Source organism: Kitasatospora sp. NPDC001132 (genome assembly GCF_053598415.1).
On the sequence record NZ_JBSFKF010000024.1, the window covers coordinates 49,028 to 62,971 of the forward strand.

The 13,944-nt window shown below is 72.2% G+C and carries 9 protein-coding genes and 1 pseudogene; 6 read left to right on the plus strand and 4 right to left on the minus strand.

The annotated features are described in order from the left end of the window. The first annotated feature begins 191 nt into the window (after positions 1 to 191). The 4 genes and pseudogenes from ACWDBE_RS27345 to ACWDBE_RS27360 all read left to right on the plus strand — a co-directional run. Entirely contained in the window at positions 192 to 2,489 is a 2,298-nt protein-coding gene (locus tag ACWDBE_RS27345; protein ID WP_449809370.1) for a collagenase, read from the plus strand. Between the two features lie 554 nt (positions 2,490 to 3,043). Next, positions 3,044 to 4,090, plus strand: a complete 1,047-nt coding sequence (locus tag ACWDBE_RS27350; RefSeq protein WP_449809371.1) for a cytochrome P450 — start codon at positions 3,044 to 3,046, stop codon at positions 4,088 to 4,090. Positions 4,091 to 4,165: 75 nt separating this feature from the next. Next, positions 4,166 to 5,281 carry a JmjC domain-containing protein gene (locus ACWDBE_RS27355; protein WP_449809372.1) on the plus strand — a complete coding sequence of 372 codons (1,116 nt, stop codon included), beginning with the start codon at positions 4,166 to 4,168 and terminating at the stop codon, positions 5,279 to 5,281. A gap of 106 nt (positions 5,282 to 5,387) precedes the next feature. Next, a pseudogene (locus ACWDBE_RS27360) lies at positions 5,388 to 5,537 on the plus strand (response regulator transcription factor); the annotation flags it as partial. 126 nt (positions 5,538 to 5,663) lie between these two features. On the opposite strand, the gene katG reads toward ACWDBE_RS27360, so the two are convergent. Continuing rightward, positions 5,664 to 7,880 (minus strand): catalase/peroxidase HPI, encoded by a 2,217-nt coding sequence (katG, locus tag ACWDBE_RS27365; protein ID WP_449792962.1) that lies wholly within the window; start codon positions 7,878 to 7,880, stop codon positions 5,664 to 5,666. A 289-nt stretch (positions 7,881 to 8,169) separates the two neighbouring features. On the opposite strand from katG, the gene ACWDBE_RS27370 reads away from it, so the two are divergent. Further along, a complete protein-coding gene (locus ACWDBE_RS27370) occupies positions 8,170 to 8,583 on the plus strand; it encodes a Fur family transcriptional regulator (RefSeq protein ID WP_449792963.1) in 414 nt (137 codons plus the stop codon). Between the two features lie 440 nt (positions 8,584 to 9,023). Next, positions 9,024 to 10,124 (plus strand): PP2C family protein-serine/threonine phosphatase, encoded by a 1,101-nt coding sequence (locus ACWDBE_RS27375; protein ID WP_449792964.1) that lies wholly within the window; start codon positions 9,024 to 9,026, stop codon positions 10,122 to 10,124. A gap of 31 nt (positions 10,125 to 10,155) precedes the next feature. On the opposite strand, the gene ACWDBE_RS27380 is transcribed toward ACWDBE_RS27375, so the two are convergent. The 3 genes from ACWDBE_RS27380 to ACWDBE_RS27390 are packed head-to-tail and all read right to left on the minus strand — an operon-like array spanning position 10,156 to position 13,924. Continuing rightward, on the minus strand, positions 10,156 to 11,304 hold the full coding sequence (locus ACWDBE_RS27380; protein WP_449792965.1) for a substrate-binding domain-containing protein: 1,149 nt from the start codon (positions 11,302 to 11,304) through the stop codon (positions 10,156 to 10,158). Then, positions 11,301 to 12,365 carry an ABC transporter permease gene (locus tag ACWDBE_RS27385; RefSeq protein ID WP_449809373.1) on the minus strand — a complete coding sequence of 355 codons (1,065 nt, stop codon included), beginning with the start codon at positions 12,363 to 12,365 and terminating at the stop codon, positions 11,301 to 11,303. Before ACWDBE_RS27385 ends, ACWDBE_RS27380 begins: the two co-directional genes overlap by 4 nt. Then, positions 12,362 to 13,924, minus strand: coding sequence for a sugar ABC transporter ATP-binding protein (locus ACWDBE_RS27390; protein ID WP_449792967.1), 1,563 nt, complete (start codon positions 13,922 to 13,924; stop codon positions 12,362 to 12,364). The genes ACWDBE_RS27385 and ACWDBE_RS27390 overlap by 4 nt, the downstream gene beginning before the upstream one ends. Between the last annotated feature and the right edge of the window lie 20 nt (positions 13,925 to 13,944).

Here is a 13,944-nt window from a genome sequence, read left to right on the forward strand (position 1 = left end):
CATACCCGACAGCCACACAGACCGCTCGCCCGCGCGAACCTGACAACGTTTCGGTCTCGCCGACCGGCAATCCGCTCCCGGCCCTTCCCTCCGCGTTCTCCGTTGTGCCATTTTACATGTCACACGGCAAGGCCCGTGCGCCCCACGCAGCACGGCAGCCCCCACCCCAACGGCCCCGGAGGCCCCCACAGATGCGTCCCTCCTCGATGGCGAAGGACGCCGCGCGCAGGCTCCCCGCGCTCGGCACCGCGCTCCTCCTCTCGCTCGGCCTGTTCGCGCCGGCCGCCCAGGCCGCCGGCACCCCCGGAGCCCCCGGCACCGCACCGGCCGGGAGCCCGGCCACCTCGGCTGCCTCGGCGACCTCGGCCGGGAAGGCCGCGCCGCGCACCATCCCCGTGCCCAAGTCGCCCGACACCCCGCAGGACGACCGGCCGCTCGCCTCGGACCCGCAGGCCAAGGCGACCGCCCCGACGGCGGGCAGCACCGTCGGCGCCGCCAAGTCGGCCCGGTCGCTCTCGGCCGCCGCCTGCGACGTCTCCGCCTTCACCGGCAAGTCCGGTGCCGCGCTGGTCCAGCAGGTCAAGTCGGCCGGGCTCGACTGCGTCAACACGCTGTTCCAGCTCACCGGCAACGATGCCAAGGGCGCCTTCAACGAGGCCCAGATGGTCACCGTCGCCAACGCCCTGCGCGACACCGCCGCCACCTACCCCGGCGACAACTCCACCTCGGCCGGGAACCTGGTGCTCTTCCTGCGGGCCGGCTACTACGTCCAGTGGTACAACAAGGACGCCGTCGGCCCGTACGGCGACAGCCTCAAGACCGCCATCCGCGGCGCGCTGGACTCCTTCTTCGCGGCCCCGCGCACCAGGGACGTCAGCGACGCCAACGGCAACACGCTCGGCGAGGCCGTCACCCTGATCGACAGCGCCCAGGAGAACGCCCGGTACACCGGCGTCGTCAAGCGGCTGCTGAACGACTACACCGGCAGCTGGCCCGCCGCGATGACCACCGCCGTGGCCAACACCGAGACCGTCATCGAGCGCGGCTTCGACCTGCCGGAGTTCGTCTCCGCCCTCCAGGCCGACCCCACCTTCGCCACCACCGCGTCGTCCTTCGTCACCCGCAACAGCGGCCTGATCAACGGCGGCGACCTGGTCACCAGGATCGGCATCCAGCTGGGCAACCTGGTCGCCCACGAGGAGCTGCGCCCCCAGGGGCGGCCGATCCTCAAGGACCTGATCAACCGCTACCCGCTGGTCGGCAACACCGGTCCGCTCACCATGAACCTTCTCTGGTTCACGGAGAAGAAGGACGAGGGCAACTGCTCCCTCTACGGCACCTGTGACGTCCCGGCCAAGCTGGTCCCGCTGGTGCTCACCGTCGACCACACCTGCAACGCCAACCTGCGTATCCGCGCCCAGGACATGACCGCGCAGCAGCTCGCCGACACCTGCACCAGCCTGATCAACCAGGACGCGTTCTTCCACAAGATCGTGAAGGACAACGGCCCGGTCGCCAACGACAACAACACCAACCTCGAGGTCGTCGTCTTCGACGACTACTACAACTACAGCCTGTACGCCTGGGAGATGTACAAGATCGAGGTCGACAACGGCGGCATGTACGAGGAGGGCGACCCGGCCAAGGCCGGCAACCAGGCCCGCTTCATCGCCCACGAGGCCTCCTGGCTGCGCCCCCAGTTCCAGATCTGGAACCTCAACCACGAGTACACCCACTACCTCGACGGCCGCTACGACATGTACGGCGACTTCAATGCCGGCATGACCACCCCGACCATCTGGTGGGTCGAGGGCCTCGCCGAGTACGTCTCCTACAGCTACCGCGGCGAGCACTACGACGCCGCCGTCGCCCAGGCCGGCCAGGGCACCTACGCGCTGAGCACCCTGTTCGACACGACCTACGAGAACTCGAACTCCACCCGGACCTACAACTGGGGCTACCTGGCGGTCCGTTACATGCTCCAGTCGCACCCGGACGACGTCACCGCGCTGCTCGCCAAGTACCGCGCCGGTGACTGGAACGGCGCCCGCACCCTCCTGAAGACCACCATCGGCACCAAGTACGACGCCGACTTCGCCACCTGGCTCAAGGCCTGCGCCGCCGACAACTGCGGCTCGCTACCCACCACCCAGGCCCCCCTGTGCACTGCCGCCGACGCCCGGCAGTTCGACAAGAACTGCCGCCGGGACAACGTCGCCGCCACCACCGGGAACTACAGCTACAGCTTCCTGAACCTGCCGGCCGGCGTGAAGCAGCTGACCATCACCACGAGCGGCGGCACCGGCAACGCCGACCTGTACTACAACAGCGGCTCCTGGGCCACCACCGGCTCGTACCAGGCCAAGTCGACCACCAGCGGCAACAGCGAGACCCTGACCATCACCAACCCGCCGGCCGGTTACGTCTTCTTCAGCCTCTACGCCCAGCAGGGCTTCGGCGGCGTGACCGTCACCACGACCTACAACTGATCACGTGCTCGACACCTGACCGACCGCGCCGTACCCGTCGTACGCGCAGCAGGGCCCCGCGGCTTCGCGGGGCCCTTTCGCGTTCCCACTCCGCGCCCCACCTTGATTTCCATGGGTTATAACGATTCGACCATCGAATAGACCGCTAACAACACGCAGAGATCGCATAATCCTCTGCGGAAGGGGTGTCCGAGCGGCGATCTTTCGGTTAGGGTCCATGACAGATGAACCCGTTCGGCACCCGGCAACGGAATGCCGAATAACTCGGACGGCCCGGGTGCGGCATTCTCGCCGCACCCGTAATCACCGGAATGGAGACAGCCATGAAGATGATCAAGACGCTCGTCAAGAAGTTCAAGAAGAACGAGGACCTCGCGAACCACGCGTGGGTGCTGCACGTCATCTGACGTGGTCGGCCGTCGGCGGGAGCGAGGGTCGGCCACGTCTCCCGCCGGCGCCGCGGCGCGTCCGGAATTCCCCGCGCGCCGCACCGAACGCACTTCCCAGGCATTTCCCGGGCATTTCGCATTGGAGGCCGAATTCCCATGGAAGAAATGGCGACGGCCACCACGCGCAGCCGTACCGTCGTGTTCGCCCCGACGATTCGGGACCTGCTGGCCAGGGACGAGAAGGTCTTCCGGATCGACCCGGCCAAGGTCGGCGTCTCGGACTCCCGACTGATGGCCGAAATCGTCGCGGCCCGCCCCGTGCTTTCCACCGAGCGATCGGTCTACAAACCCGCCGCGGGCGCCGAAATCCCCCACGACAGCGCGACCCGGACGATCCGGGCGCTGGGCCAGGACGCCGTGGCGGGCAGCCGCAAGCCGCCGCCCCCGGCCCGCGGGATGGCCGGCGCCTGGCCCTACGCGGGCACCTCCTACCTGCGCCGCTGGCTGTTCTCCGGCGACCCGCTGCCCGTCTCGCTGCTGTCGAAGCGCGGCGTGACCCGCTCCGACACCCTCTCCCGGCTCGTCGACCGCGCCGCCACCCGCTGGCCCGGCTCCGCCGAGCAGGACGGGCGCACCGCACTGGCCGGGCTGATCCGCGACGCCGACGACCCGCTGGACCGCCGGCAGGCCGTCGCGATGTACCGGCGGGCGACGGCCACCCTGTGCGACGGCGTGGCCGCGCTGACCGGCAACGCCCTCTGGCTGATGGGCCCGGAACGGGACCGGCCGGAGCAGCGCGCCGACCTCACCGCCATCCTCTGGGAGACGCTGCGGCTACTCCCACCGGCGTGGATGCTGTACCGCAACGGCGGCGCGGCGTACACCGCCCTGCACCCCGAGATCCGCCCCGAGGACGACGTCGCGCTCTTCCCGCTGCTGATGCACCGCCACCCCGACTACTGGCCCGACCCGCTGGAGTTCCGCCCCGAACGCTGGGACGGCGTCACGGACCCGGAGAAGGCGCCCGCGTTCATGCCCTTCGGCTTCGACGGTGCCCGCTGCTGGGCCAAGCACCTGATCGTGCCGCTGGCCGAGCGGCTGCTGACCGTTGCCCTGGACAACCGGCTCACCGTCCGCGGCCCGCAGCAGGAGGCGCAGGTGCCGCTGCGCTCCCTGCTCTCCGTACGGTTCGAGGCGCAGGTCGGGGCCTGACGCCCGGCTCGTAGAGGACCCCTGGGGCCCCGCGCTCCCGCGCCCCGGAACACCCCTGACACCACGGGACACACCATGGAATCGCCCACGCTGGCCGACTGGGTCGGCGACGTCCGGAGCTTCGCCGAGCGCCAGTGGCAGCGCGAGCCCGCGCTCTTCCCCCGGGAGAACCCGGCGGCCCCGAAGGCCCCGAACGCCCCGGACGCCCCGGACGCCCCGGCGGCACCGGTGGGTCCCGCGGCCGCCGCCTCGCCGTTCGACCTCGACGAACTGGACGCCGCCTTCGACGGCGGGCTGCTGCGCACGCCCTACCTGGAGATGGTCCGCTCCGACAAGGTCACCATCCCGCCCGAGGCCTTCACCACCTCCCGCGTGGTCAACGGCGTCACCCACCACGGCTTCGCCGACCGGGCGCGGGTCCTCGCCCAGTTGCGCCGCGGGGCGACCCTGCTGCTGCGCTGCGTCGACCAGTGGCACCGCCCGACCGGCGACCTGGTGGCCCGGCTCTCCGAGGACCTCGACCGGCGGATAGAGGCCTTCTTCTTCGTCACCCCGGCCGGCGGACAGGGCCTCGCGGTGCACCGCGACGACGCCGACGTGTTCGTCCTCCAGGCCGCCGGCCGCAAGACCTGGTACGTCCACGACGCGCCGACCGCGGCCGACTGGCGGCTCGGCGAACTGCCGGACGACGAGCGCTCCCCACTGCGGCTGCACGGCGTCCTCGAACCCGGCGGCGTGCTCTACGTCCCGCGCGGCTTCGCCCACCGGGCGGTCGGCGCCGGCGGCCTCTCCGCCCACCTGTCGCTGACCGTCCGCGACCTCTCCGTCCAGGACCTGCGCGCCGCCCTGGAACGGCAGTTGGCCGAGGGCCTCGACCTCCCGGCCCGCCCGCTCGGCGAGGCCGCGATCACGGACGCCTGCGCCACCCTGCTCGACCACGCCCGGGCCCGGCTCGCCGCGCTCGGTCCCGAGGACCTCCTGCGCGCCGCCCGCGCCGCCCGGTCGGTCCGGTCCGACCGGACCGACCAACCCGACCGGGGCGGCCCGCCGATCGCACCGGCGCCGCCGGAGACCCTCGCCGAGGCGGCCCGGTCCTGGGAGTCCGGTGCGCCCGCCGCCGGACGCACCGGACCGTCCTCCCTCGGCCGCACCTGGCGCAAGCTGCGCGACGCGGCCCGCACGGGGGCCTGACGGGCAAACGGGCGGGGCCGGGTGAACAACCACCCGGCCCCGCCCGTCGGCCGTCACTCGGCCCGCAGCGCGTCCACCGTGCGCGCTCGCGCCGCCCGTACGGCCGCTCGCCGCCCGGCTTGGACTGTCCGAGGCGACGGTGAAGACGCACGTGGCCCGGATCCTCGGCGAGCTGGGCCTGCGGGACCGGGCCCAGGTGGTGGTCGCGGCGTACGAGACCGGGCTGGTGAGCGTGGGCTCGTCAGAGGTCCGATGAGGAGTCCGGGTCAGGAGTCCCCGTAGCGACGGCAAGGACCCGTGACGACGGCGGGAGCCCGTGGCGACGGCGGGAGCCCGGGGGTGGCGCCCCTGGGCTCCCGCCGTCGCCGTCAGTCGACCGGCATCACGCGAGGTCGAAGCGGTCCGCGTTCATGACCTTGACCCAGGCCGCGACGAAGTCCTCGACGAACTTCTCCTTGGCGTCGTCGGCCGCGTACACCTCGGCGATGGCCCGCAGTTCGGCGTTGGAGCCGAACACCAGGTCGGCGCGGGTGCCGGTCCACCGCACCCGGCCCGACTCGTCCCGACCCTCGAAGGTGTGCGCGTCCTCCGAGGTGGCCTTCCAACTGGTGCCCAGGTCCAGCAGGTTGACGAAGAAGTCGTTCGTCAGCACGCCCGGGGTGGAGGTGAGCACGCCGTGCGTGGACTTGCCGTGGTTGGCGCCCAGCACGCGCAGGCCGCCGACCAGCACGGTCATTTCGGGCGCGCTGACGCCCAGCAGGTTGGCCTTGTCGAGCAGCAGGTACTCGGCCGGCAGCCGGTTGCCCTTGCCGACCCAGTTGCGGAAGCCGTCCGCCTTGGGCTCCAGCGCGGCGAAGGACTCGGTGTCGGTGAGCTCCTGCGTCGCGTCCACCCGCCCGGGCGCGAACGGCACCTCGACGGCCAGGCCGGCCGCCTTGGCGGCCTGCTCGACGCCGACGCCGCCGGCCAGCACCACCAGGTCCGCGAGCGAGACCTGCTTGTCGCCGGCCTGCGCGTTGAACTCCTGCCGGACGCCTTCGAGGGCGCGCAGCACGGTGGCGAGCCGGTCGGGCTCGTTGACCTCCCAGCCGGCCTGCGGCTGGAGCCGGATGCGGCCGCCGTTGGCGCCGCCGCGCTTGTCGCTGGAGCGGAAGGAGGAGGCGGCGGCCCAGGCGGTGGAGACCAGCTCGGACACCGACAGGCCCGTGGCGGCGATCCGCCGCTTGAGGTCGGCGACGTCGGCCTCACCGATCTGCCGGTAGGTGGCCTCCGGCAGCGGGTCCTGCCAGAGCAGGTGCTCGGCCGGGACCTCCGGGCCGAGGTAGCGGACCACCGGGCCCATGTCGCGGTGGGTCAGCTTGAACCAGGCGCGGGCGAAGGCGTCGGCGAACTCCTCCGGGTTCTCCAGGAAGCGCCGGGAGATCGGCTCGTAGACCGGGTCGAAGCGCAGTGAGAGGTCGGTGGTGAGCATGATCGGCACGTGCCGCCTGCTCGGGTCGTGGGCGTCGGGGACGGTGCCCTCGCCGCCGCCGTCCTTGGGCTTCCACTGGTGCGCGCCGGCGGGGCTCTTGGTGAGCTCCCACTCGTAGCCGAACAGCGTCTCGAAGAAGCTGTTGTCCCAGGTGACCGGGGTGGGCGTCCAGGTGCCCTCCAGGCCGCTGGTGATGGCGTCGCCGCCGACGCCGGTGCCGAAGGTGCTCCTCCAGCCGAGGCCCTGCTGCTCGATCGGGGCGTCCTCCGGGGCCGGGCCCACGGAGTCGGCCGGGCCGGCGCCGTGGGTCTTGCCGAAGGTGTGGCCGCCGGCGATCAGCGCGACGGTCTCCTCGTCGTTCATCGCCATCCGGTAGAAGGTCTCGCGGATGTCGCGCGCGGCGGCGATGGGGTCCGGGTTGCCGTTGGGGCCCTCGGGGTTGACGTAGATCAGGCCCATCTGGACGGCGGCCAGCGGGTTCTCCAGCTCGCGGTCGCCGGTGTAGCGCTCGTCGCCGAGCCAGGTGGTCTCGGGGCCCCAGTAGACGTCCTCGTCCGGCTCCCACTCGTCGACCCGGCCGCCGCCGAAGCCGAAGGTCCGGAAGCCCATGCCCTCCAGGGCCACGTTGCCGGACAGCACGATCAGGTCGGCCCAGGACAGGGCGCGTCCGTACTTCTTCTTGACCGGCCACAGCAGGCGGCGGGCCTTGTCCAGGCTGGCGTTGTCCGGCCAGCTGTTCAGCGGGGCGAAGCGCTGCTGGCCGCCGCCGGCGCCACCGCGGCCGTCGCTGATCCGGTAGGTGCCGGCGCTGTGCCAGGCCATCCGGATGATGAAGGGGCCGTAGTAGCCGAAGTCGGCCGGCCACCAGTCCCGCGAGGTGGTGAGGGCCTCCTGGATGTCCCGCTTGACGGCCGGGAGGTCGAGGGTCTTGAAGGCCTCGGCGTAGTCGAAGTCCGCACCGAGCGGATTGGCCACGGCGGGGTTCTTCGCGAGGATCTTCAGATTGAGCCGTTCCGGCCACCACTGGCGGTTCCCGCCGCCCTGGGTGGGGTGCGGCGCCCGCCCGTGGTTCACCGGGCAGCCCTCCGCGTTCGCCTCTACGCCGGTTGCATCGTGGTTGTCAGACATGGGAATCCTTCCCTCACAAGGCGGATCACGGTGTCTTCTCTGCTACCTACGGCACCTACTGCTGCTGTCTGGTCCTGGCGCGTCACGTGCTGCCCCTGCTCGCCGTTGCGCACGGCAGCGACGGGAGTCACGTGCTGCTGCTACCCAGGCTAGCGCCGGAGCCGATCCTACGATGGACGGAATCCAAGTCAAGAAAGACACCAAAGCCATATCCGATCGGGATCCGGAAGGCACCGGATGTGAATTGGTAAACTCCGGTCCTCCCCTTGACCTGAATAGGTGAACCGATATGAGTGACCTGCTGGAGCGACTGCGCGGGCGCGGCTGGCGCCTCACCTCCCAGCGGCGTGTCGTGGCCGAGGTCCTGGACGGCGAGCACGTGCACCTGACCGCCGACGAGGTGCACGCCCGGGCGGCGGAGCGCCTCCCGGAGATCTCCCGGGCGACGGTCTACAACACGCTCGGCGAGCTGGTCGCCCTGGGCGAGGTCGTCGAGGTGGCCACCGACGGGCGCGCCAAGCGGTACGACCCGAACGCGCACCGCCCGCACCAGCACCTGATCTGCACCGGTTGCGGCGCCATCCGCGACGTCCAGCCGCGGGGCAATCCGCTGGCCGACCTGCCGGCCGAGCAGCGCTTCGGGTTCGCCGTGTCGCAGGCGGAGGTCACCTACCGGGGGCTGTGCCCGACCTGCGCGGGCTGATCGCCCCGATGGTCGGCCCGATGGTCCGCCCGGACGGTCGGCCCGCCGGCTCTTTCGCGGGCGCCGTGCGGTCGCGTGCCCGGCTCCGTCGGCGGGCGGCAGTGGCTGGTATGTCGTGATGATGGACGTATGCATGCACAGGCGGATCACGAACCGGATGACGCCCGCCACCGGGAGTTCGGGGTCACACCGCTGGGCACCGCGGTGCCCCCCGCGGCCGTCGGACTCCCGCCGCCGTCCGGGCGGACGCTCCCCGGCACGCTGACGGATCCGCCGTTCGTGGGGGCGCGGCGGTCCGCTTCGCCCGCCCGTGTCCGGCCGGTTCCCCGCGGTTCCTCGTTCGACCGGGCGCACCGTCACCGGAGCGCGCGGTGAGGCTCCCGGGCTTCGGCGGGGCCGCTCGGCACCGTGCGACGGAGCCGGACGGGACGGAGCCCCAGGTGCCCGCCCCGCCGGCCTGGATCCGCTGGCTGCCCGCCATCTACGTCGCGGTCATCCTGGCGCTGGAACCGATCACTCCCGTGCAGTGGCCGGTGAGCTTTCTGCTCATCGCCCTGCCCGTCATCGCCGCTTTCGCCCACGGTCCCGCCTTCGTCGGCGCCATCACCGTCTTCGCCTTGGTCTTCGAAGGCGTGCTGGCGGGCACTCCGTGCTGTGCGGGCCGCGCCGTGGGTTATCTGTGGGAGCGCCACTACGTGGCCACCTACTTCTCCACGGCACTGGTCGGGGCGCTGGGCGTCCTTCTGGCCGCCCACCGAATGCGCAGGGAACGCACCCTGGCCACCGTGCGCTCGGTGGCCGAGACGGCGCAGCGCGTGCTGCTGCGTCCGGTTCCCCACCGCCTGGGCCGCGTCAGCATCGAAACCCTGTACGTGTCGGCAGCTGCGGAGGCCCAGATCGGCGGCGACCTCTTCGAGGCGATGAGCACCGCGCACGGTGTGCGCCTGCTGATCGGCGATGTCCGGGGCAAGGGCCTGCTCGCAGTGGAGACGGCCGCGGCGATGCTGGCCGCCTTCCGCGAGGCCGCCTACGACGAGCCCGATCTGCCCGCGGTGGCGCGTCGACTGGAGCGGAGCATGAGCCGCCGGGCCGACCAGCTCCCCGGAAGCGAGGAACGCTTCATCACCACCGTGCTCGCCGAGATTCCCGGCGACGAGCCCGTGGTCCGCATCGTCAACTGCGGTCACCCCCCGCCGCTGCTCATCAACCGGGATAGCGTCAGCGAACTGGCCCCGCGGGATCCGTCGCCGCCTCTCAACCTCGGCGTGCTGCTCGGCGGCGACTACCACGTCGACGTGGAGCCCTTCCGTCCGGGCGACCGGCTGCTGCTGTACACCGACGGCGTGACTGAGACTCGCGACCGGACCGGAGCCTTCTACCCGCTCACCCAGCGTGTCCGCAACTGGACCGCCCTGCCGCCACGCGAGCTCCTGAACCGTCTGCACGAGGATCTGCTCGCATACAGCGGTGCCGCCCTCGACGACGACATCGCCGTGCTTCTCGGCCACCGGCTCCCCGACGACGGCGCTGACGCGGACTGATCACAGGGGCTCCGTCGGGCACCGCCCCTCGCTACCTGCCCCAGATCGTCCGGTACGCCTCACGGTAGCCCGACGGGTCCCAGGAGGTTGCTCCGCCGCTGTTGGCGGCCGTGGCGATGTGGACCGGGGCGACGTAGCCGCTGGCGGGCTGGTCGGAGAAGGCGCGGTTGAACTCGTCGACGATCTGCCAGCCCTGTGCGGCGAGGGGTTCGGGGACGGTGGCGGCCTGGAACTGTCTGCTGTCGATGCGCTGGAAGGCCGAGGGGTCGCCGTCGCCCGCGCCGATGTTGTACGGGGCCGCGTCGCCCGGTCTGCCGGCCGCGCGCAGGGCGGGCGCGGCGTCGGCGAAGTACAGGTCGTTGATGGCGACGGAGTGCGTCCACTGGCCCTGGAAACGGGCGAGGAGGGCGGAGACCTCCTGGGGAGTGCGGCTGGTCGCGTCCGGGATGGGGATGTTCTCGGAGGCCAGCAGTCTCACGCCGGGGCAGGTGGCGAGTTCGTCCTTGATCAGTTGGGACTTGGTCCTGGCGAACGGAACGGAGTCGTCGGTGAAGACGACGGCTCCGGCGTCGCCGTTGGACTCCGCGATGACCCAGTCCGCGCTGAGCCGTGCGACATCCCCGACGTTGGTGGTGATGTTGCTGAAGAGCGGCGGGTTCGTGCTCGGCCCGGGAGCCGCGACCGCGTGCCAGCCGATGAGCGGGATGTGTGCCGTTCCGGCCTGCGCGACCTGTCGCGAGGTCAGGCCCGGGTCGAAACCCCCGATGACGATGCCCGAGGGCCCGAGGTTCACCGCCTGGCCGAGCGCCGCCTGGATTCCGGCGGGCGTGCCCTGCCCGTCGATCACCCGCACGCTCCAGCCCATGACCGTCGCGGCCTCCGTGACACCCCTGGCGACGCCCGCCACGCCGGGGTTGGTCATGGTCTGGGCGACGTAGACGATGGACTTGCCGGGGACGGCCCCGGGGCCGCTGGTGGGGCCGTTCCAGGCGGTGGTGGCCTGCTCGGCCTGCTGGACGTCCGCCTTCGCCCGGGCCAGGGTGGCCGGGCAGCCGACCCCCGACGGCCCTGCGACGGGGCCCCCGGCCCCGGTCGACAGGCCGCGCTGGCAGCCGGCCAGGGCGGCGCCGGCCGCTGCCAGCACGACTGCTGCCAGCACAGTCGCGGCACCGCGCTTCATGGTGTCTCCCGGGAGGATGCCACGTCCGTCGACGGCGGCGTGAGCGGATCGTGGGGCCCGGCGCCACCGGCGCGCAGCCGGCGGCGTGCGGAGTAGCCGGCCAGGCCGACGGCGAGGAGCAGCGTCGCGCCGTTGAACAGCGGCACGGCCCAGAAGTCGGCGCCGAGCTGCCCGATTCCGGCCAGTCCGATGGCGAGGACGGCGACGGCGACCACGGTGCCCAGGCTGTTGGCGCGTCCGGGTTTGATCGCGGTGGAGCCGAGCAGCGCGCCGACGAACGCGGGCAACAGGTACTCCAGGCCGACGCTCGGGTTGCCGATCTGCTGCTGCGCGGCGAGCAGGACCCCCGCGAAGCCGACGACCAGGCCCGATCCGGCGAAGGCATGGACGCTGTAGCGGCGGACGGGGATTCCGACGAGTTCGGCGGCGCGCGGGTTGGAGCCGATGACGTACAGGTACCGGCCCAGCGGCAGCCGCTCCTGCACCGTCCACAGGGCGGCCGCGAGCGCGAGCACGTAGGAGGCGGACACCGGCAGTCCGAGGAACGTGGAGTCGTAGAGGTCGGTGAAGGCGACCGGCAGGCCGCCCGCGCCGGGGAGGACCCGGGCGCCACCGGTGATCCAGCCGGTGAAGGCGTACAGGATGCTGCCGGTGCCGAGCGTGGCGATGAAGGAGTCGATCCGCCCGAACTCGACGATGACACCGTTGAGGGCCCCGAAGGCCGCTCCGCCCAGGATCACGGCCAGGCAGGCGAGCGGCCAGGGCCAGTCGCCGTCGACGATGAGCCACAGCACCGCGACGTGCGCGAGGCCGAGGCCGTAGCCGATGGACAGGTCGAATCTGCCGGTGGCGATGGGGATCGTCGCACCGAGCGCGAGGATGGCGGGGACCGACTGGTTGGACAGGATCGAGGAGACGTTGTCGAGGGTGGGGAAGGTGTTCGGCAGCGCGACGGAGAAGACCAGGAACAGCAGGGCGGCGAGGGTCGGCAGGCCGTAGCCGCCGATCAGGTGCCCGCGCCGGCGGCCCGGCGGGAACCGCCGGAAGGGGGGCGCGTTCATCGGCCTGTCGCATGCCCCTCGCCGTCACCGCCGGTGACGGGAGGCATGGCCGAGGCCGCAGAGGTGAGTTCGGTGACGGTGAGGCCCGCACCGGTCAGCTCGGCGGTCACGGTCCCGCGGACGAAGACCAGGGCCCGGTGGCACACGGTGGCGACCTCCTCGAAGTCGGTGGAGATGAGCAGGACCGCGAGGCCGTCGGCCCGCGCCTGGTCGAGCAGGCGGTAGAGCTCGGCCTTGGCGCCGACGTCGACGCTTGCGGTCGGTTCTTCGAGGATCAACAGCCGCCGGTGGACCCGGAGCCACCGGCCGACCATGACCTTCTGCTGGTTCCCGCCGGACAACGTGGCGATCGGCGCCTCGCTGTCGCGGGGGTGCACCGAGAACCGCTCGATCAGGGCGGCGGCCTGGGCCCGCTCGCGCCGGGGACCGATCCAGTGCAGCGCCGACCGGCCGCCCGCCCGGGGGTTCGCCAGGAAGTTCTCGCGGACCGTCAGTTCGGCGGCGCAGCCCTCCTCCTGACGGTTTCCGCCGACCAGGCCGACGCCGGAGTCGACGGCATCGGCCACCGTGTGCGGGGTGTACGGTCGGCCGTCGAGCAGGGCCCGCCCACTGACGATCCGACGGGCTCCGGCGAGGGCGCGGCCCAGGTCGAAGTGGCCGGCGCCGGTGAGGCCCACCATGCCGAGGATTTCGCCGGCGCGCAGCCTGAGGCTGACCGGCCCGGCGTTCGGGGTCCGCACCGCGTCGAGGCTCAGCACCACCGGGCCCTCGGCGGGGGCGACCGGGGCGGCCCGGTGGCTGACCGGTTCGCGGCCCACGATGTCGTGGACCAGGCGCCGGCGGCTGTGGCCGGCGAGCGGGCCGGAGCTGATCAGGCGGCCGTCGCGCAGGACGGCGAAGGTGTCGGCGACCTGGTAGACCTCGTCGAGCCGGTGGGTGACGTGGACGATGCCGTGCCCCCGGTCGCGCAGGGTGCGCAGGACGGCGAAGAGCCGGGTGCAGTCCGCGGCGGGGAGGCTGGCGGTCGGCTCGTCCAGGACGATGAGCTCCGCCCGCGTCGCCAGCGCGCGGGCGATCGCGACCAGCGAGCGCTCGGCGGGGGCGAGGTCGGCGATTCGCGCGTCGGCGTCGAGGTGCCCGGCGATCAGGGCGAGGGCGTCGGCGCAGCGCTCCCGGGTCCGCCGCCAGGAGACCAGCCCGTGACGGCGCGGGTAGCCGGCGACCAAGGCGATGTTCTCGGCGACCGTCATCCACTCGACGAGACCGAGATCCTGGTGGATGAAGGCCATGCTGCGAGCAGCGGCCTCGGTGCCGAGCGGGTGCCCGGCCACCGTCACCTCGCCCTGGTCCGCGTGGTGGATCCCGGCGAGCGTCTTGATCAGGGTGGACTTGCCGGCGCCGTTCGGACCGAGCAGGGCCAGGACGCTGCCGCGATGGATGTCGAGGTCGATCCCGGCCAGCGCGGAAGTCCCGCCGAACCGCTTGCCGAGACCGCGGATGCGGACGAGTGGGTCGCGGCCCGCGGGTGGGCCCGCCAGGGGGTCGGGGGTGTCGTGCATGGACCACCGTTCCTACCAGC